General features: G+C 72.2%; 18 protein-coding genes. 11 read left to right on the forward strand and 7 right to left on the reverse strand.

Features of this window, described 5'->3' with window-relative positions; genetic code table 11:
• Positions 1-9 precede the first annotated feature (9 nt).
• Positions 10-1,863, reverse strand: a complete 1,854-nt coding sequence (locus tag PWG71_RS05555) for a DUF2207 domain-containing protein (protein ID WP_274808422.1) — start codon at positions 1,861-1,863, stop codon at positions 10-12.
• Positions 1,864-2,028: 165 nt separating this feature from the next.
• Between PWG71_RS05555 and PWG71_RS05560 the strand changes: the two genes are divergently transcribed.
• From PWG71_RS05560 to PWG71_RS05570, 3 genes are all read left to right on the forward strand, one after another.
• Positions 2,029-2,916, forward strand: coding sequence for a neutral zinc metallopeptidase (locus PWG71_RS05560; RefSeq protein ID WP_274808488.1), 888 nt, complete (start codon positions 2,029-2,031; stop codon positions 2,914-2,916).
• A 73-nt stretch (positions 2,917-2,989) separates the two neighbouring features.
• The gene (locus PWG71_RS05565; protein WP_274808423.1) at positions 2,990-3,961 is read left to right on the forward strand and encodes a neutral zinc metallopeptidase; all 972 of its coding nucleotides are present in this window, start codon (positions 2,990-2,992) and stop codon (positions 3,959-3,961) included.
• Between the two features lie 373 nt (positions 3,962-4,334).
• Entirely contained in the window at positions 4,335-6,755 is a 2,421-nt protein-coding gene (locus PWG71_RS05570; RefSeq protein ID WP_274808424.1) for a hypothetical protein, read from the forward strand.
• Here the strand turns inward: PWG71_RS05570 and PWG71_RS05575 are convergent.
• The 3 genes from PWG71_RS05575 to PWG71_RS05585 all read right to left on the reverse strand — a co-directional run bounded on the left by PWG71_RS05575 (position 6,740) and on the right by PWG71_RS05585 (position 8,466).
• Positions 6,740-7,030, reverse strand: coding sequence for a DUF2516 family protein (locus tag PWG71_RS05575; protein WP_274808425.1), 291 nt, complete (start codon positions 7,028-7,030; stop codon positions 6,740-6,742). The two genes, PWG71_RS05570 and PWG71_RS05575, sit on opposite strands and share 16 nt — an antisense overlap.
• 123 nt (positions 7,031-7,153) lie before the next feature.
• Positions 7,154-8,098 (reverse strand): M56 family metallopeptidase, encoded by a 945-nt coding sequence (locus PWG71_RS05580; protein ID WP_274808426.1) that lies wholly within the window; start codon positions 8,096-8,098, stop codon positions 7,154-7,156.
• Between the two features lie 5 nt (positions 8,099-8,103).
• Positions 8,104-8,466 carry a BlaI/MecI/CopY family transcriptional regulator gene (locus PWG71_RS05585; RefSeq protein WP_274808427.1) on the reverse strand — a complete coding sequence of 121 codons (363 nt, stop codon included), beginning with the start codon at positions 8,464-8,466 and terminating at the stop codon, positions 8,104-8,106.
• 229 nt (positions 8,467-8,695) lie between these two features.
• Between PWG71_RS05585 and PWG71_RS05590 the strand changes: the two genes are divergently transcribed.
• On the forward strand, positions 8,696-9,226 hold the full coding sequence (locus PWG71_RS05590) for an O-acetyl-ADP-ribose deacetylase (RefSeq protein WP_274808428.1): 531 nt from the start codon (positions 8,696-8,698) through the stop codon (positions 9,224-9,226).
• A gap of 559 nt (positions 9,227-9,785) precedes the next feature.
• Here PWG71_RS05590 and PWG71_RS05595 read toward each other — a convergent pair.
• The gene (locus PWG71_RS05595; protein WP_274808429.1) at positions 9,786-11,084 is read right to left on the reverse strand and encodes a cryptochrome/photolyase family protein; all 1,299 of its coding nucleotides are present in this window, start codon (positions 11,082-11,084) and stop codon (positions 9,786-9,788) included.
• A gap of 99 nt (positions 11,085-11,183) precedes the next feature.
• Between PWG71_RS05595 and PWG71_RS05600 the strand changes: the two genes are divergently transcribed.
• The 5 genes from PWG71_RS05600 to PWG71_RS05620 all read left to right on the forward strand — a co-directional run bounded on the left by PWG71_RS05600 (position 11,184) and on the right by PWG71_RS05620 (position 15,995).
• Positions 11,184-12,167, forward strand: a complete 984-nt coding sequence (locus PWG71_RS05600; RefSeq protein ID WP_274808430.1) for a YbgA family protein — start codon at positions 11,184-11,186, stop codon at positions 12,165-12,167.
• Between the two features lie 109 nt (positions 12,168-12,276).
• Complete coding sequence (locus tag PWG71_RS05605) at positions 12,277-13,089, forward strand: esterase (RefSeq protein ID WP_274808431.1); 813 nt, start codon at positions 12,277-12,279, stop codon at positions 13,087-13,089.
• 108 nt (positions 13,090-13,197) lie between these two features.
• Positions 13,198-14,508: a D-inositol-3-phosphate glycosyltransferase gene (gene mshA, locus PWG71_RS05610; protein ID WP_274808432.1), complete on the forward strand. Its 1,311-nt coding sequence runs from the start codon at positions 13,198-13,200 to the stop codon at positions 14,506-14,508.
• 33 nt (positions 14,509-14,541) lie between these two features.
• Entirely contained in the window at positions 14,542-15,054 is a 513-nt protein-coding gene (locus tag PWG71_RS05615) for a YbjN domain-containing protein (protein ID WP_274808433.1), read from the forward strand.
• A gap of 194 nt (positions 15,055-15,248) precedes the next feature.
• Positions 15,249-15,995 carry a phosphoglyceromutase gene (locus PWG71_RS05620; RefSeq protein WP_274808434.1) on the forward strand — a complete coding sequence of 249 codons (747 nt, stop codon included), beginning with the start codon at positions 15,249-15,251 and terminating at the stop codon, positions 15,993-15,995.
• A 68-nt stretch (positions 15,996-16,063) separates the two neighbouring features.
• Here the strand turns inward: PWG71_RS05620 and PWG71_RS05625 are convergent, their stop codons facing one another.
• Positions 16,064-16,426: a DsrE family protein gene (locus PWG71_RS05625; RefSeq protein ID WP_274808435.1), complete on the reverse strand. Its 363-nt coding sequence runs from the start codon at positions 16,424-16,426 to the stop codon at positions 16,064-16,066.
• A gap of 24 nt (positions 16,427-16,450) precedes the next feature.
• The gene (locus PWG71_RS05630) at positions 16,451-17,218 is read right to left on the reverse strand and encodes a GIDE domain-containing protein (protein WP_274808436.1); all 768 of its coding nucleotides are present in this window, start codon (positions 17,216-17,218) and stop codon (positions 16,451-16,453) included.
• Positions 17,219-17,408: 190 nt separating this feature from the next.
• Here PWG71_RS05630 and PWG71_RS05635 point away from each other — a divergent pair, with 190 nt between their 5' ends.
• Together PWG71_RS05635 and ygfZ are read left to right on the forward strand one after the other, a co-directional pair.
• Positions 17,409-17,960 (forward strand): FABP family protein, encoded by a 552-nt coding sequence (locus PWG71_RS05635; protein WP_274808437.1) that lies wholly within the window; start codon positions 17,409-17,411, stop codon positions 17,958-17,960.
• Positions 17,961-18,279: 319 nt separating this feature from the next.
• Positions 18,280-19,302 (forward strand): CAF17-like 4Fe-4S cluster assembly/insertion protein YgfZ, encoded by a 1,023-nt coding sequence (gene ygfZ / locus PWG71_RS05640; protein ID WP_274808438.1) that lies wholly within the window; start codon positions 18,280-18,282, stop codon positions 19,300-19,302.
• The last annotated feature ends 92 nt before the right edge of the window (positions 19,303-19,394 follow it).

A 19,394-nucleotide genomic window follows, 5' to 3' on the forward strand; every position in this document is an offset into this window, starting at 1 on the left:
CGTTCCTCCTTACCGACGTTCCGAACGCTGGAACTGGTTGAGCACCCGCAACCGGCGGGTGTTGGTGATGATGCCGGTCAGCGACACCACGAACGCGCTGATGGAGTCGGAGAAGTCCTGGATCCGCCATTCGCGGGGACCGGTGTACCAGTGCAGGCCGTCTCCGGTCAGTTCCTCGGGGGTCAGATCGGTGAGGGCCGCCGAGGCCAGGAGGTCCGACCAGCGGTCGACGTCGTCGAAGATGACGGCGTAGGGCAGGTAGCGCGAGTACAGCTCGACGCGCTGGCCGGGCGGCGCGGTCTCGGCGCGCGGGCTGAGCAGGTAGTCCCTGAAGCCCATGGTGTGGGCGTAGACCGAGCTGCCCAGTTTGGTCTTGGCGGGCATGTACTGGGCGCCGGCCGTGATGGCGGCACCGGCGATGACGACGGCCAGGCCGGTGAAGGCGGCCGTGGTGAACACCGCCAGCAGGATGGTGAGGATCACCCCGAGGGCGGTGACCGCCATTCCGGCGGTGCTCCACAGGCCGCGCACGCGGCTGGGCGAGCGGACGAACCACTTGAGCCGCACCATGTCGCGGTACAGCTCCTCGCGGACCCGGTCGACGCGGGCCGGGAAGTCGGTGGAGAAGCCGGGGGCGCCCAGGCGGGACAGGCGCACCGTGGGACGGTCTCCGAAGAGCGCGTCCAGGAGGAGCCACTCGGAGGGCAGCAGGGTCTCCTCCGCGGGCCCGTCCAGGCGGACCAGGCGCCAGTCGACGGAGGTGAAGTGCTCGTGCGGGAGCTCCTCCAGTCGGATGTAGCCGCGTACCGCCAGGTCCAGGACGGTGGCGGTGAGGTCGGCGATGTCGACCCGCTCGTCGATGAGCGTGCCGATCTGACCGGGGTGGACGTCGTCGGGCGGGGCGAAGCGCAATCGACCGTGCTCGCCCGTGGCGACGGGGGCGTGGTCCCCCTCGACGGCCTCTCGGCGCAGGGCCCGTTCGTCCCGGCCGCGGATCCGGATCAGGACGGTCAGGCCGCCGATGAGCACGACCAGCAGCACGCCGAAGACGCTCGCGGTGGCGGGGGTGACCTGGAAGGCGGAGGCCAGTGACCAGCGGCGGGTGAGGATGGGTTCGCCCTCGGCGGTGCCGGGCGGGTAGTTGACGACGATGTCCAGGCGGTCGTCGGGCTCCATGTCGGCCTGGAGGAAGTGGGCGACGGAGGACTCCGGGCCCATGTCGGAGGCGGTGCAGTACATGGCGCTGCGGGGTTCGCCCGCCAGGCAGGAGAGCGCCTCGGGGGGCATCGGGGCCATGACGGTGACGTCGGTGACCTCGACGGTGTGGCTGTAGGCGCCGATGGCGCGCCACTCCATCTGCACGCCCCGGGAGACCTCGCTGGCGGTGCCGCCGACCCGGTAGGTGAGCACGACCTCGTCCTGACCGCGCGTGGGGATCTCCACCACGACCGCGCCGGCCCGGTGGTCGACCTCGGCGTCCAGGGTCCGGCCCTCGGTGTCGGTGACCCTCACCCCGTTGATCTCGAACCGGCGATCGTGCTCGGTGTCGTAGAGCATCGTCTCGGTGAGGGCCCGGACGAACACCTCGGGGGCCTCCCCCTCGAAGCGGAGGGTCTCCTCGGCGTGCAGGACGCCCAGCGCGTCCAGTTCGAGCTTCACGGTGTTGGTGATCAGGGGGTCGTCACCGCTCCGGTGGCCGATGACGCTCGAACCCGCTGCCGGTACTGTGGTGGCCGGTGCCGCCACCGTCGCGGCGTGGGCCGCCCCCATGGGCCCCGCGGCGAACGCCACCGGCAGCGAGGACAACACGAGGAGGGCCGCCGCGATCGCGACGGCCGGGCGCCAGGAGCCGACCCACCACATGATGCGAGAGCCTATCCGGTCCCCCCGGGCGGCGATGCCCCCGGGCGGCCCGCGTACGACCACGTCATCCGCACGGGAACGTGGCCGGGGAGGGGCCCCGAGGTGAGACGCCCTCCTTCGCCCGAGGGCGAGTACTGGTCGGAGCGGCCCGGGTTCTTCCAGCGGATGGGGCTCGGGGTGTCGCTCTCCCTGGGCACCGGGCTGGCCGCGGTCGCGTTGACCGGTTTCCTGGCCATCTCCGCGATGATGCCGGGCGCGGACCCGGCGTGGTCCCATCCCGTGCCCCGGGGAGAACCGGTCATCGCGCAGGACGGCCGGGAGCCGGTCGAGACCCCGGACGGCGGGTCACCGGGGTCGATGCTCACCGACAGCCCGCTGTACCGGGCGGGCGAGCTGGGTCAGGTGACCTGTGAGGCACCGGAGCTGGACGAGGAGGATCCCGAGTCCGTGGAGGCGTTCGTCCACGCGATCGCCGACTGCCTGGACCGGGCCTGGGGCGTCTATTTCGACGCCGCCGGAATGGAGTTCACCTCGCCCAACCGCGTGTACTGGCACACGGCCGGGAACAGCCCGTGCGGCGCGTTCCCGATGGAGGGCGCGGCGGCGTTCTACTGTCAGGCCAACCAGGGGTTGTACCTGGGGGTCGAGGACATCGTGGAGGCGTCGGGGGGCAGCGATCGGCCGGAGGCGTACACGTTCCTCATCAGCCACGAGTACGGGCACCACGTGCAGGGGCAGTCGCGGATCCTCGCCGAGTTCCACTCGGCCCGGGCCGGGGTGCCGCGCACGGAGGCCGACGAGCTGACCCGGCGCAACGAGCTTCAGGCCAACTGCCTGGGCGGGGTGTTCGTGGGGGCCGCGGAGGAGCACCTGGGCTTCGGTCCGTCGGGTCGGGAGAATATCCTCGACGACGTCGGTCGACGGTCGGACCGGGGCCTGGGGCACACCCACGGCACGGCGGAGAACGGCCGGTTGTGGACCGCGCACGGAATGGACCGGGTGGATCCCGCGGCGTGCAACACGTGGGACGCCCCGGAGGACTTGGTGCGGTGAGGGTGCCGGCAGACGGATCGGCCCGGCCGATCCGGTGAGAACAGGGCGGTCAGGGGTGCAGGGTTCGGGTGAGGTGCCGGAGCACGCCCGGCGGGCACGGCGCACCGACCAGCGGGTCTTCACGCTGGTGACCGGTCTCCTGGTGGTTCTCTTGGCGTTGACGCTCCTGTCGTGGACCACGGCCGGGGATCCGTCCGACGAGAGGGCGTCCGGGGCCCTTGAGGACTGGGGCGCCGACTCCGATGAGAAGTCGGGGTGGGGGCCCTCGGGCGGGGAGCGGTCGGGGCCGCTGCCGGGAATGGTCGAGGAGCCGGATCGGCCTTCGGGGTACGCCGCGCTGGTGGCCAACCCGCTGTACGGGACGGGACGCCTGAGCCCGCTGCCGTGTCCGGCCCCGGAGCTGGACGTGACGGACCAGGACTCGATGGAGGCCTTCCTCCACCGTATGGCCGACTGCCTGGACGACGCCTGGAGCACCCAGTTCGAGCGGGCGGGGATCCCCTTCACACCGCCGCAGCGGGTGTTCTGGGACGAGCCGGGGGCGAGCCCGTGCCGAACCTATCCGTCGCAGGCGGGGGCGTTCTACTGCCGGGCGAGCGCGAGCATCTACATCGGTACGAGCGACGTGGTGGAGAAGTGGAACGGGACCCGCAACGGCGCGGTGTACGTCTCGTTGCTGGCCCACGAGTACGGGCACCACGTGCAGGGCGAGTCGGGGCTGTTGGAGTACTACCACGAGCAGCGGCGGTTGGAGGAGGACGAGCGCGCGCGCAACTCCTGGACCCGGCGCAGCGAGCTCCAGGCCAACTGCCTGGCCGGGGCGTTCCTGGGGTCGGTGCGGGTGGGGTACCCGCTGACCGATGACGACCTGGAGACCCTGATCACCGACGCGAAGGCGACGGCGGACCGGGCGGACGGCCCGGAGGAGGAGCGCACGCACGGGTCGGCGGAGAACAGCGCGCGGTGGATGCTCACCGGCTGGGAGGAGCAGACGCCGGGCGCCTGCAACACCTGGGGCGTGGCGGACCTCTCCCTGGTGGAGTGACCGGACGGACGCCGGTCGCGTTCCGTCCGCGCGGTGGGGCTCCGGGCCGCGCTCGGGTCGCGAGGACCGCCGTCCCACCCCGACGCGGGCACGGGACCACCCGTCGACGGTGACGGGCACCATGGCGGGCACAGCGCGCGAAGGCCCGGCGGGGGCCGACCCCAGGGCACCGGCTCGGGCACCTCGAACCCCACCGACGGCGACGGGCACCATGGCGGACACACCACGCGCGAAGCCCCCGCGAGGGCCGGTGTTCGAGGCCGGGGCGTTCTTCGGGCGAGGGCCCGGCGTCGTCGGGGACCGGGCGGCGGGGTTTTCCACAGGCCGGGGATCGGCGCTGTCGCGCGGACACGGAGCGTGGCAGGATGCAGGCATGTCGGATCACACGGAACCCCTCCGACCCCGCGTTCCCCCCTCCAGCGCCTCGACCCCCCTCCCCACCGTCTCCGCCCCCGACGACGTGCCGGCGGCACCGTCGACGGCGACCGGGCGGGATCCGGGCGACGCAGGCCCGTCCACCCGGCACGATCGGGTGGAGCTGAGGGTGCACGGGGTCAGCGGCGGCCAGGCCGAGGAACTGCTGGACGTCGAGCCGGCCATGCGCGTGGGCGGTGACCGGCTGGCCGGGTTCTTCCGGTGGCGGCGCGGCGCCGACACCGAGACCGTGCCCGGGGTGCGGCGGGAGATCTTCGCCTGGGGCAACCTCACCTCCGGCAGCGCCTCGCGCGCGTTCTGGCTCTTGCTGCTTCCGTTCATGCTGGTCAACGTGGCCTACTGGATGCGCCCCGGGCGGGCGGGGCGTGATCTGCGCGGACCGGCGCGGGTGGCCGACAACGTCTACGGGGCCGGGGTGCGGCTGTTGGCGTTGTCCCTGACGGCGCTCATCACGGTGGCCGCCGCCGGGGTCGGGGTGGACCTGTTGGGCTGGCAGTGCGCCGCCGGGCTGGGCGAGGAGTGCGTGCGGGCCCGGCCCTGGCTGGCCTTCTGGGCCTCACCGGAATCGGTGCTGTCGGCACCGGGGCCGGCCCTCGTGACGGGTGCGGTGGTCCCGTTGGCGGTGGTGGTGGTGCTGGGGCGGTTGTCGCGGCGCACGGCCGCCGACTACGAGATCGTCTCCTCCTCCGTGTCACCGGCCCACGATCCACGGGCGCCGCTGAGCCACGTCGACTTCTGGCGCAACAGCGAGATCATGGCGCGGCTGCGGTCGGCGCACATCGCCATGGCGGTCGGGGTGCTGGCCGTACTGATCGCGGTGCCGCCGCTGCTGCACGACCTGTCCGACGGCTCGCCGGGTCCCTGGGGTCCGGCACTGGCCGGTGCGCTGGGGGTGACCGTGCTGGTGAGCGCGGCGAGCGTGCTCGTACCCGGGGTGGATCCGCTGTGGAACGCGCGGGCCGACCGGTTGTGCCGGCTGCTGCGCGACATCACCCTGGTCTTGGCCGTGGCGACGGTCGTCTACGTGCTGTGGCCGCGGCCGGGGTGGGTGGCCGAGGGACGGCTCCCCGGGCACGCGGCGGTGCTCAACACCCTGTTCACCGCCCAGGTGACGCTGATCCTGGTGACGTTGGCCGCGGCGTTGGTGCTGTACACCGTCGACCGGGCGCACGACGGGGTGGCGATGAGGGGGATGGCCGGACCGGCCACGGCGGCGCTGGGCGCCCTGGCCGGCGGGGCGTTCTCGGCGGCGATGGTGTACCAGGGCGCGCTGTGGCTGAGCGAGTGCGGGTCGCTGTCCGCGCCCGGGGCGGACTGTCTGCCGCTGGCGACCCCCACGATCTACTCCTGGCTCCAGTTGGCGATCGCGCTGGAGGCGGTACTGGTGGTCATCGTGGCGGGGTTCTTCGCGATCCGGTTGCGGCGGGACACGCGGGCGCACGTGGCCGGGGTGACCGAGGACTACGCCCGCAGCGTGCGCGACCGGCGGACCTGGGACATCGCGCGGGCGCGGGCTCTGGGTCGGATGACGGAGGTGCTTCCGGCCGTGTTGACGGCTCTGCTGGTGCCGGCCGTGGTGCTGGGCGCTCTGGTGCTGTACTCGGTCATGTCCGGGCACCTGATGCCGGGTGGGCCGGAGCCGGCCGCGACGGCCGTGGCCGACCGGGTGCGGGTCCTCGCCCAGGGGGCGGTGTCGGTGCTCACCGGTGTCGGATCGCTGCTCGGCGGAGCCGCGCTCGTCGCCCTGATGTGGATCGGTCGCAGCGCCTATCGGGATCGGCCGACCCGGCAGGCGGTGGGCGCCCTGTGGGACGTGGGCACGTTCTGGCCGCGGGTGGCGCACCCGTTGGCGCCGCCGTCCTATGCGGAGCGGGCGGTGCCGCAACTGGTGGCCCGGGTGGCGCGGATGACCCGGGAGGGCACCGACGTGGTGTTGTCGGGGCACTCCCAGGGGTCGGTGTTGGCGGCGGCGACGGTGTGGCAGCTGCCCGACGACTGTCTGGGGCGGGTCGCGCTCATCACCCACGGCTCACCGCTGGACCGGCTGTACGCCCGCTACTTCCCGGGCTACTTCGGCCCGGGACCCTTCGCCGACCTGTGCGACCGGGTCGCGGGGTGGCGCAACCTGTGGCGGATCACCGACGCGATCGCCAGTCCGGTGCGGGTGCGTTCCGGAGAGGGGATCGCGACGGTCGGACCGGCGGAGCCGCTGCCCGATCCACGGTCCTACGACGCCCTCCCAGGGGAGGCGCGGCGTCCGGAGATCCTGGGGCACTCGTACTACACGGACGACCCCGCGTACTCCGGGGCGCTGCGCCGGACGCTCACGGAGCTGGAGGAGACCTACCAGGGGCCGTAGGGGCCCTCGTTGCGGTCGCCGCTCACGCCCTTGACCGCGGGGCGGACGTCGAGCAGGAAGATGAGGGTGGCGACCAGGCACAGCAGGACGAAGATGGCCACGTTGAAGAACACGGCGAGTGCGGACAGTCCGGTGGCGACGCCGGTGAGGGTGACCCAGAGCTTCTTGGTCTGTTTGTCCATGATCTCGAAGGAGGACGCCGGGGTCCGTACCGCCTCGATCAACGCGTACAGACTGGCCACGAAGGTGACCAGGTAGATCAGCTGCCAGATCACAACACACTCCCGATGACGTTCGCGAACGGAGATCCGCCCGTTCTCCACCGTAAACGGATCAGGGGAGGAAATCGTGCCCCGACGGGAGCGGTGTCACACGGGTTCCGATCACATCGGGGCGGATCAGATCGGGATGTGCCACAGGCAGGTGACCGAGGCCAGCAGGAAGGCCGAGGCGCCCATGATGACGGCGCCCGCGTGGTACGGGAGCTCGTCGTCGGGTCGCAGCAGGCGGTTCACCCGGCGCATGACCTCGGGTTCGGCCTCCTGGACGGCGGCCATCGCCCCGGCGGGCACCGGCGCGGGTCCGGCGGCGCCGAACCGGAGCAGCGCCATGGCCAGTTCGCGGGAGGAGCTGGTGCGGCGCGCCTGGTCGTCGGCGCACATCTCGATGAGCAGGGCGACGCTCTCGTAGTAGGTGCGCACCAGCCGCACCTTGGGAAAGGCGCGCTTGAGAGAGGAGAACGGCAGCAGCACCAGGTCGTGGCGCTGGCGCAGGTGGGCGTGCTCGTGGGCCAGGACGGCCGCCAGTTCGCGCTTGTCCAGCACGGCGAGGGCGCCGGCACTGATGACCACCTGGGAGCGGAGCACGCCCGGAAGACAGTACGCGGCGGCGGCCGGGTGCTCGATGACCCGGGCGCCCGGAACGTCCGGGTGGTCGCTGGCGACGAGTTCGAGCAGGTCGTGGTGGCGTCGGCGGACCCGCACCACCTGCACGAAGGAGGAGACCAGACCGGAGAAGAGGACCAGCGTGAGCACGATCGCCAGGACCACGGCGACCAGGTGGCTCACACCCTCCAGCCCCTGGGAGAGCTCGGCGAGGATGAGCTCACCGCTGAACAGATCCGTGGCCAGGGCCATGAGGCCGCCGGCCGCGCCCAGTCGGTACGAGGAGAGCCCGAAGGCCAGGAGCGCGCCGATCGTGGACACACCCCAGGCGAGGCCGAGTGCCTGCCAGGTGATCACCGCCGTGTAGGGCCCTCGGGAGGGCCACTTCGCGCGATGGAGCAGCGCCATCGCGATGAGACAGGAGACGGCGACGAGAGTGAGAAGGGCGGCACTGACCATACGGGTTAGTTCCTTGGCTGCTCGATTTCCGCGAGTGCGCGCCGGAGCGCTTCCGCCCCCTTGCCGTCCATGGACTGGACGAAGGCGGCGAGGGCCGCGTCACGATCACCCGTCTGCCCGAGAGCGTCGAACATCAGCTCCGAGACGTAGGATTCCCGGCTGGCTGCCGGACGGTACCGCCACGCACGACCTTCGCGTGCCCGAGTGACGACCTTCTTCTTGGCCAGTCGGTCGAGCACGGTCATGACGGTCGTGTGGGCCAGATCCCGATCGGCGAGTTCCCTGCCGACCTCACGAACCGTCATTGGTTCATTTCGTGCCCACAGTACATCCATCACCGCGCGTTCAAGTTCGCCGAGCCGATTCATGTCATCGAGTCTACTTGCGGTCGTACTACACAGCGTCGTACCCCCACGTTAAATCGCCGTGTCCTTGGGGACAAGGGCTTTCGGCCCCCGAGGCGGCACCGAAGGGCACCCCGTCCCGCCTCTCGGACCGGAGGTGAACCGAGCCGTCGGCGGGCCGATTCACTTCTTCGCGAGCCCTCGGGCACCCCGGAATGCGATACTGCCGCCCCACCGTGGAGAGAACGGGGACATGGGCACCACACCGAGCGGCCGGATGGCCATCGTCAAGGGCGACATCACCGAGCAGCGCGTGGACGCCATCGTCAACGCCGCCAACGGCTCCCTGCTGGGCGGCGGCGGGGTGGACGGGGCGATCCACCGCAAGGGCGGCAGGGCGATCCTCGACGAGTGCCGAAAGCTGCGCGCCTCCCACTACGGCGGCGGACTGCCCGCCGGTCGGGCGGTGGCGACCACCGCGGGCCTCCTGCCGGCCCGCTGGGTGATCCACACCGTCGGCCCGGTGTACAGCACCACCGAGGACCGGTCCGCCCTCTTGGCCTCCTGCTTCACCGAGTCGCTGCGCGTCGCCCACGGGCTGGGCGCGGAGTCGGTGGCCTTCCCGGCGATCTCCACGGGCGTCTACCGGTGGCCGATGGCCGACGCCGCCCGGATCGCCGCCGAGGCACTGCGCACCGCCCCGTCGCGGGTACCGGAGATCCGCCTCGTGCTGTTCGACGACGCTGCCCTGGCGACCTTCCGGTCCGCGTTCGGCCCCGTCTGAACCCCCGCTCCCCCTTCCGCTCGGTGGATCCGGATCGTCGGCGCCGCGCGGCGGGCAGGGAGGATCAGGTACCGGAGGGAGGAGAGGGAGGGGGACGACGATGGCGTACGACCGGCGATCGACGGTGGACCGGGCGGAACCGCAGCGCATGGCCGCCTCCTGGTTCCGGGTCCTCGGATACGAGGTGGAGGACCATCGGGACCTCGTCGACGGCCGGCCGCCAGGGCGCCATCGAACCCGATGGGCACACGGTCCCGGTGAACGGCCGGCGGACGTGGATCACCGCGGCCGCCGTGCGCGATCGGGCCGGTGGCCGCCGGCCGTCGTTCCCGAGCACCCCCGAACCCGGAACGGCGAGGAACCGCCGACACGTCGACGTCGACGTGGGCCCCGAACGCCGTGACACCGTGACGCCGAGGCCGGGCGCCACGGCGGCCCGGACCCCACATGGGCCCGAACGCCACGGCGGTGCGCACGGTCGAGGAGCCGGTCGTCCACCACGTGGTCATGCCGAACGTCGAGGGCGACGCGTTCCGCGTCCGGTGGGTCCGAACCCGGGTCAGGAACCCGGGGAGGCGATGGGCGGCGGGTAGTCGTCGGGGCCCAGGAGCGAATCCCACGGGGTGTGCGCGGCACGACCGGGCAGTTCGGCCACCTCGGGGACGTACCGGCGCACGTACACGCCCTCCGGGTCGAACCGCCGCGCCTGCCGGAGCGGGTTGAACGCCCGGTTGGGGCGGGTGTCGTTGCCGGTCCCGGCCACCCACTGCCAGTTGCCGTTGTTGTTCGCGACGTCCCCGTCCAGCAGGTGGTCGGCGAAGTGCTCCGCTCCGGCACGCCAGTGCACGCCCAGGGTGCGGGTGAGGAACGCGGCGGTGATCATGCGGGTGCGGTTGTGCATGAACCCCTCGCGCAGCAGCTGGCGCATGCCCGCGTCCACGATCGGCACTCCGGTGCGGCCCTCCTTCCACGCCTTCAGGGCGGCGGGGTCGTCGCGCCAGCGGGTGTCGCGGGGCCGATAGTCGCGGACGCCCATGTCGGGGAAGGCGGCGGTGACCTGGTGGTGGAAGTCGCGCCAGGCGAGTTGGCGGACGAACTCGGCCCCGCCGGGTTCGTCGCGGGCGAGCACCGCCGCCTCCAGCGGCGACAGGCAGCCGAAGCGGAGGTCGGCCGACAGGTGCGAGGTCGCCCCGGCGGGCAGGTCGTCGTGCCGGTCCGGGTAGTCGGCCAGTCCGCTGTCGAGCCAGGAGCACAACCGTTGGCGGGCGGCCGACTCCCCCATGGCGAGCGGTCGCTCGGCGAGGGAGCCGCGGCCCTCGTCCAGGCGCGCGGGGATCTTCCCGGGGTCCACCCCGTCGGGCGAGCGCACCTCGGCGGGCTCGGGGAGGACGGAGCGCCAGGGGTGCGCCTCCCAGGCCCGCAGATAGGGGGTGAACACCTTGTAGTGGTCCCCGCTCGCGGGGGTGACGTCGCCGGGCGGCACCACGGTCAGTCCCGGGTGGGAGACCACGCGCAGCCCCGCCTCGCGCAGCCGCTCGGCCCGGTTCGTGGCGGTGCGGGTGACGCCCTCGGTGACGTGGACGGTGTCGGCCCCCGTCTCCCGGGCCAGGGCGGCGACCTCGGTCACGGTGTCGCCGCGCCGTACGACCAGGTCTCCGCCGAGGGAGCGCAGGCCCTCGCGGAGGTCGTTGAGGATGTCGAGCAGGGCGCGTACCCGGTTGCGGGCGGACCGGCGCAGCAGCGCGGGATCCAGGACGAAGACCGGGAGCACGGTCTCCCCTTCGCGCGACGCCGCGTCGAGGGCCGGGTGGTCGTGCAGGCGCAGGTCCTGGGTGAACAGGACGATGGTGTGTGCCATGACACACCATCCTCTCACCCTTGGTGCGACGAATGACACCGTGAGTGGCGCGTATCGCCCCGACGGGGGGTCGAGCGTGGGAACGGGTAAGGGAAGAGCATGAACACTCTCGCTCTAGAGACGGAGAAGACCGAGGTCAGGCCGCGTTTGGGCGCCTCCAGCTGCCTGTTGGGCGTCCCCGTCCGGTACAACGGCGGTCATTCCCGGTATCGCTTTCTCACGGACGAACTCGACCGGTACGTGGAGTGGACGGAGGTGTGTCCGGAGGCCGAGATCGGCCTGGGCACGCCGCGCCCGACCCTGCACCTGCAACGCCGTGGCGAGGCGGACCGGGTGATCTCCAGCGGTGACGGCTCCGACCGCACCGACGAACTGGCGGGGATCGCCGATGCCCGACTGGCCGAACTGAGCGGCCTGGACGGGTACGTGCTCAAGAACAAGTCGCCCAGCTGCGGGCTGCTGGCCCTGCCGGTGTTCAACGAGGACAAACAGCGCGTGGACGGCAAGGGCCGGGGCGCGTTCGCCGGCCGCCTCACCGAACTGCTGCCCGAGCTGCCCGTGGAGGAGCAGGGGAGGCTGTCCGACCCGGCGCTGCGCGAGGCGTTCGTGGAGCGGATCTTCGCCCATGCCCGCCTGCGGGAGCTGTGGGAGGCGTCGTGGCGCCCCCGCGACCTGGTGGACTTCCAGACCCGGCACAAGCTCCAGCTGATGGCCCATTCCCCGGAGGGGTACCGGGAGACGGGGCGGATCGCCGCGCGCGCCGGGTCGGACGACCGGGAGGGCACCAAGCGGGCCTACACCGAGGCGTTCTGCAAGGCGATGGCCACGCGGACCAATCGGGGCCGGCACGCCAACGCCCTTCAGCACGCCTTCGGGATGATCGGCGACGGACTGGACGACGTGCGCAGGCACGATCTGCTCGCGGCGATCGAGGACTACCGCGAGGAGCGGGCGCCGCTGAGCCTGCCGGTGGCGCTGCTGCGCCACCACGGGGCGGCGGACGGCCCGGACTGGTTGCGGCGGCAGACGTACCTGCGTCCTTACCCGGACGACCTGCGTTTGAGGCATGCCTTGGCGGTGTGACGGATAGGGGAATTCCCTGTACGGAGAAAACACGGATGACTACAATGAGTGACATCCCTGATTCTTCGACAGGGCGTTCCCTGACTCCCGACCCCTCCCGAGGTCACCGGTGTTCACCACGTTCTCCCGGCGTGCCTTCGTGCTCGTCTCCTCCGGCATGGTCGTCATGGCCGCCGCCGCGCTCGGCACGCTGCCCCCCGAGGGGCTCGCCGAGCGGCTCGGCGCCCACCTCGGCCCCGATCCCGCCCTGACCACCGCCGCGGTCCGGCTGCCCCCGGGTGGAAGCCTTCCGGCTCCGCTCCCCCGCCCCGGGCAGGTCTCCACCTGCGTCCAGTCGGGACCGACCGAGGTCGTGACCGTACCCGACGAGACCGCGCCCGGCGGCGAACGGGAACTGTGGGTGCGCAGACCGCCCGGCCCCGACAGCGCCGACCTGCCCGTCCTGTACCTGCTGCACGACGGGGATCACCGCACCGCCGTGGACGAGGAGGCGCGGAGCGCGCTGGACCGGGAGATGTGCCGTACCGGGGTGGAGTTCGTCGTCGCCGTCCCCGAACGGGTCTCCGGGGAGCCCGGCGTGCTCACCCGGGCCGTCGTGCGCGCGGTCGAGGGCGGCCGGGAGCGCCCCCGCACCCTGCGCGCCGTCGGCGGCACCGGCGACGCGGCACCGGCGGCGGTGGCCTCGCCGTCGGTCGCGCAGACCGTGCTCTGGAACCCCGAGGGGACGGAGGTCACCACGGCCGAGGCGACGAGGATCCTGCTGGTCGGCGGCGACGTCGACGGCATGGCGGGCGTCCTCTCGGACCTCGGTATGACGGTCACCACCCGCTCCTCGGACGAGGATCACGCCACCGATCCGTGGGGGCCCTCATTGCCCGAGGCCGTGGACTTCCTGGTGTCCGGCTGGGCCACTACACCCTAGATCCGAGCCCGTCAACACCCACACCCCTGGGAGCATCCGCTCGGGAACACTGTGTACCTTCGTCGCTGTTGACGACAGACGTGTGCACACGACCTGGAGGGCCCGGCGGTGTCTGGAATCGTTCCCGTGGGAGGGCCGGCGGCGTTCCCGTCCCGTGTGGCGACGGTCAGCCTCCACACCTCGCCGCTGGACCAGCCGGGCACCGGTGACGCCGGCGGACTCAACGTCTACGTGGTCGAGGTGGCCCGGCGCATGGCCGAACGCGGTGTCGCCGTGGACGTGTTCACCCGGGCGACCTCCCCCGACCTGCCCCCGGTCGTCGAACTCGCCCCCGGGGTCTCCGTCCGCCACCTGGCCGCCGGACCCTACGGCCACCTGGACAAGAACACCCTGGCCGAGTACCTGTGCCCGTTCATCTTCGGGATGCTGCGCACCGAGGCGCGCGGCGAACCCGGCCGCTACGACCTCGTGCACGGCCATTACTGGCTGTCCGGCAAGGCCGGGGTGTCGGCCGCCCGCCGCTGGGGCGTGCCCATGGTGCAGTCGATGCACACCATGGCGCGCGTGAAGAACGCCGCCCTGGCCGAGGGCGACCTGCCCGAACCCGACGCCCGCGTACGCGGCGAGGACCAGCTCGTACACCAGGCGGACCGGCTCATCGCCAACACCGACGACGAGGCCCACCAGCTCAAGGAGCACTACGGGGCCCGGGACCCGCAGATCAGCGTGATCCCGCCCGGGGTCGACCTGAACGTGTTCACGCCGGGCTCCCGACGCGCCGCCCTGGAGCGGATCGGCCTGGCCCCGGACACGGAACTGCTGCTGTTCGTGGGCCGAGTGCAGCGGCTCAAGGCTCCCGACGTGCTCATCCACGCCGCCGCCCGGCTGCTCGAACGCGACCCGTCGCTGCGCTCGCGGCTGGTGGTGGGCGTGGTCGGCGGCCTGTCCGGCGCCGGCATGCGCGAACCCCGCCTCCTGGCCGACCTGGCGCGTTCGCTGGGGGTCGCCGACGTGGTCCGGATGGAACCGCCGCAGTCGCGCGAACGGTTGGCCGACTACTACCGGGCGGCGACGGCGACGGTCGTGCCGTCCCACTCCGAGTCGTTCGGGCTGGTCGCGGTGGAGTCGCAGGCCTGCGGCACCCCGGTGGTGGCCGCCAAGGTCGGCGGGTTGACCACGGCCGTCGCGGGCGACCGGTCGGGGATCCTGGTGGAGGGGCACGACCCGGCCGACTACGCGTCGGTGCTGCACCGGTTGATCGCCGAGCCGGCCTGGCGTGCGAGGCTGGCGAAGGCGGCCCCGATCCACGCCGCCACCCTGGGCTGGGACCGGACCGTGGACGAACTGCTCGACGTGTACCGCGAGAGCATCACCCCGTACGGGATGCCGACGGGGTTGCCGCTGGCCGCCGCGCGCTGACGCGCGGCGGGGGAACGGGAGGGACGGGACGACGTGGGAGAACGAACCGCGCGCGCGGCGGCGATCGAGACGATCGCCTTCGCGGTGGCCGAGGCCGACCTGGAGACGGAGCGACCCCGCGAGGAGTCGTTCCTGGTGACCCTGCCGGGCAAGGCCAAGATCAAGACCCTGGTGTGGCTGGAAGTGGGACCGCACAGTCTGACCCTCACCTCGTTCTTCTGTCGGCAGCCCGATGAGAACCACGCGGAGTTCTACCTGTGGTTGATGCGCCGGAACTCCGACATGTACGGGATGGCGTTCGCCGCCGACGAGGTCGGTGACGTGTACATCCGGGGACGGCTGCCTTTGGAGGGGGTCACCCCGGACGAGGTCGACCGGCTCCTCGGCTGCGTGCTCACCTACTCGGACGAGAACTTCAACGGCGCCCTGGAGCGCGGGTTCGCGTCGGCGATCCGCAAGGAGTGGCGGTGGCGGGCCGAGCGCGGTCACGACATGCGCAACCTCCGCGCGTTCGCGCACCTGGCGCCGGAGGATCACCTGGGCTGACACCACCGGAGGGCGGCGGGGGCGCGTCCGGGGTGCCCGACGCGGCGGAGGAGACGCGAGGGCCGTCGGACGCGGGTGGCCCGTCAGGGGTGAGGGGCCGGGCCGGAGCGAAGCGGGGAGCCCGAGAGAGCACGGCTCCGAGGAGTCGCCCCCGGGCCGGTCCCCGTTCACCGCCAGGCACTAGGCTCTTCCCCATGGGAACTCTGGTACTGCTTCGACACGGTGAGAGTGTCTGGAACGCGAAGGGCCTGTTCACCGGGTGGGTGGACGTGGACCTGTCGGCCACGGGCGAGGACGAGGCCCGCCGGGGCGGCGAGCTGCTCAAGGAGGCCGGTGTCAGGCCGGACATCCTGCACACCTCGCTGCTCAAGCGCGCGATCCGCACCGCGAACCTCGCGTTGGAGACCGCCGACCTGCACTGGCTGCCGGTCCGGCGCACCTGGCGGCTGAACGAGCGCCACTACGGCGCCCTCCAGGGCAAGGACAAGGCGCAGACGCGCGACGAGTACGGCGAAGAGCAGTTCATGACCTGGCGTCGTTCCTACGACACCCCGCCGCCTCCGATCGCCGACGACGACCCCTACTCCCAGGCCGGGGACGCCCGCTACGCGGACCTGCCGCCGGAGCTGCTGCCGCGCACCGAGTGCCTCAAGGACGTGCTCGACCGGGCGCTGCCGTACTGGTACGACGAGATCGTCCCGGATCTGGCCGCCGGCAGGACGGTCCTGGTCACCGCGCACGGCAACTCGCTGCGCGCGCTGGTCAAGCACCTGGACGGGATCGGTGACGACGCGATCGCCGGACTGAACATCCCGACCGGCATCCCGCTGGTCTACGAGCTGGACGACGCGTTCGAGCCGAAGACGGCGGGCGGCACCTACCTCGACCCCGAGGCCGCCAAGGCCGCCATCGAGGCGGTCGCCAACCAGGGCAAGAAGTAACCCCCGAGCGTTCCCGTGCCCGTACCGCCGGCGGCGGTACGGGCACGGTCGTGCCGGGGGCCGGTGTCTCAGTAGACCAAGGGCTTGGCGCCCTCGGCGACGACCTCCTCGACGAAGGCGGCGGCGCCCGCGATGCGCGCCCCCTCGACGAGGTCGGCCTCGGTGAGGTCGCGTCGGGCCGCGCACTGGGTGCACACGGTCACCGTGCCGGCGGCCAGGACGGCGGCCAGCAGGTCGGCCAGGGGGGCGGCGTGCGGGAGGGAGAACTCCTCCGCGCGTCCGGGGACGGCGAACCAGGCGGCCTCACCGGTCAGCCAGAGGGAGACGGGCACCCCCGAGGCCACGGCGGTGGCGGCGACGGTGAAGGCCTGGTTGCAGCGTTCGGGGTCATCGGCACCGGCCGTGACCTTGATCACCAGGGAAGCGGACATGGCGGTCAGCCTACCGGCGGAGGGTCACAGCCCCAACAGGACCAGGAGGATTCCGGAGAGGGCGCACACCACGCAGGCGACGTTGAGCAGCAGTGCCTCGCGGCGCCGGGGGGAGGTGTGATCGGTGCGGTCGGCGACGCCGTGCTCGACGGTCAGCGCGCCGTCCCGGGGGGCGGTGAGGACGATCCGGCCGTCCCGCTCGCTCAGTTCCCCGGTGACGCGCACCCGGGAGCCGGGGCGCACGACCCACTCGCGGTACTCGAACTCGATGGTCTCGCCCCGGAAGACACCGGAGATGCGGCCCCGTACCCGGGGGAGCAGGTCGTCGGCGGGCGAGGCGACACCGGGCTGGGGGCGGCCCACCACGCGCTTGAGGCACAGTTCCGCGTCGCGCACGCGAGGGGCGTCGCGGGGGTCGACGAAGATCCGGTCGCCGTCGAGCCGCCGGCCCTCGGCGACCAGGCCGAACAGATCCTCGGAACCGTAGTCGGCGATGGAGTCGCAGGTGCGCTCCTGCACCGCGCCGTCCCGCTGGAGGGGGATGTAGTGGCGCAGCACTTCGTGACCGTGCCAGACGCACTCCACCCCGGCCAGGCCGGAGGTGACCGCACCGGCGGGTCCGGGGGCGGCGACACCGGTGAGCGTGACGCGCTGACCGGTCCGGGCGGCCAGCGCCGCCGGTTCGATCCGGGACAGTCCCTGTTGACGCCGCCATCGCCGTAGGCCCAGGATCGCGACCGGGAGCAGGGCCAACGCGATCACGAGCAGCACAGAACCGATCACCAATAACACAGGCCGCCCCTTTGACGCGCTTCGGAGATGGGGACGCGGGCGGGTCGACACACCCCGGGGACCGCACACCACGTCGATCACCATCTTTACCAGTTCTCCGAGAAAGCGGGGCCAATTGGGCATGTCCAGTCCACCACCCCGGGATGGCGTTGGACGTCCCATGCCCGTGACGCCGCTACGCTCTGGTGTCATGCACGCTGATGTTCACGCCGATCTGGCGAAACTGTCCTTCCTGATCGGCCGCTGGGAAGGTGTCGGCGTCGCCGGATACGCCGACGAGGAGGAGTTCCAGTTCGGCCAGGAGCTCGTGTTCGAGCACCGGCCCGGACTCCCCTATCTGAACTACCGGGGCGCGGCCTGGCGGATGAGGCCGGACGGGACCCTGGGCGACCTGGTCACCGAGGAGTCGGGGTACTGGCGGGCGCTGTCGGAGGAGGACACCGCCGACCGCGAGGAGGGCGCCCCGATCGTCCACCTCGAAGTGCTCATCACCCACAACGAGGGCTTCATCGAGTCGTACGCGGGCACGGTGTTCGCGAACCGGGTCGAGATGGCCACCGACGCGGTGCTGCACACCTCCACCGGCCTCGACGTGAAGGCCTCGCACCGGCTCTACGGCCTGTTCGGCGACAACCGGGAGACCCTGGGGTACGCCTGGGACCTGGCGGCGCGCGGGCACTCGCTGCGCTCCTACATGTCGGCGCAGCTCAAGCAGGTGGGCAAGGGCGCCGAGGAGCGGTAGGGCCCGGAGAAGAGAAACGGACCCCGGGCCGCTTCCCGCCGGTGTGGGCGGGGCCGGTCGGACTACTTCCGGCGGCCCGGGATCCAGGTGTCCGTTAGGGATTCGCCGCGAACGAACGTCGCGCGAAACGCGAGCTCGTCCTAGCGGACGGCCACCTCGCCAGTCCTGAGAGAAATCATCTTCGGGACCACCTCCTTTCCTGCGTGACACCGAAGGTACGTCCTGCCGGACCCTCGGGGCAAATGTTTTTCTCGCGAGCGAAACAGCAGGTCAGATACGTGTTCTCGGTTCTCTCAACAAGAGGGCTAGGCTCGGTCGTATGACTTCGCCGCTGTTGAGCACACCGGGCGCCGTGAGCGCCGAGTCCCCCGACTCCGGGGTCGCCGCGCACTATGGCGACCCGGCCCACGAGGGCCGCGCCATCGAACGGTCGAGCGCGTGGGTGGACCGGAGCAACCGGGGCGTGGTCACGGTGACCGGACCCGACCGGTTGACGTGGTTGAACGACCTCACCAGCCAGCTCACCCGGGATCTGCGGCCGGGCGCGGGCACCGAGGCCCTCGTGCTGGACACCCGGGGGCATCTGCGCCATCACCTGTCCCTGGTGGACGACGGCGTCACCACGTGGATCCACACCGAACCGGGCGAGGGCGCCGCACTGGCGGCGTTCCTGGACTCCATGCGGTTCATGCTGCGGGTCGAGGTGACGGACCGGAGCGCTGAGCGCGCGGTGCTCACGGTGGCGGGGCCCGAGCGGGAGAAGGCCGTGGCCGCCGTCGGGGTCGAGGACGTGCCGGCGCGCGCCGCCGACGACGAGATCGACCTGTTCCTCCCCGCCGACCGTCTGATCGCCGTCGCCGAGGCGTTGACGGCCACCGGCGCGCGCCCCGCGGGCCTGTGGTCGTACGAGGCGCACCGGATCGAGCACCATCGGGTGCGCCCGGGGTTGGACACCGACGACCGCACCATTCCGCACGAGGTGGACTGGGTGGGTCGGGCGGTGCACCTGACCAAGGGCTGCTACCCCGGCCAGGAGACCGTGGCCCGGGTGCACAACCTGGGTCGGCCGCCGCGCCGGTTGATCATGCTGCACCTGGACGGGACCGCCGAGCGGCTGCCCGAGGTGGGCGCCCCCATCGAACTCGACGGCCGAACGATCGGCCGGGTGGGGACCTCGGCCCGCCACCACGAGCTGGGGCCGATCGCCCTGGGCGTGGTCAAGCGGTCCGCGCCGACCGACGCCGAACTGGTGGTGGAGGGGATCGCCGCGGGCCAGGAGGTCGTGGTGGACCCGGACACGGGCGCCAACGCCAAGATCGACCTGCGCCGCCGCCCCCGCTAACCGTGTTCCCTTCGGACCCGCGCCCCGCTTCGTTCCGTGCCCGGCGCGCCCGGAGAACGGGGACCCTCGGCCCGCCGCCGGCCTCCAGAACC

This window comes from Nocardiopsis sp. N85, from assembly GCF_028882275.1.
Taxonomy (GTDB): domain Bacteria; phylum Actinomycetota; class Actinomycetes; order Streptosporangiales; family Streptosporangiaceae; genus Nocardiopsis; species Nocardiopsis lambiniae.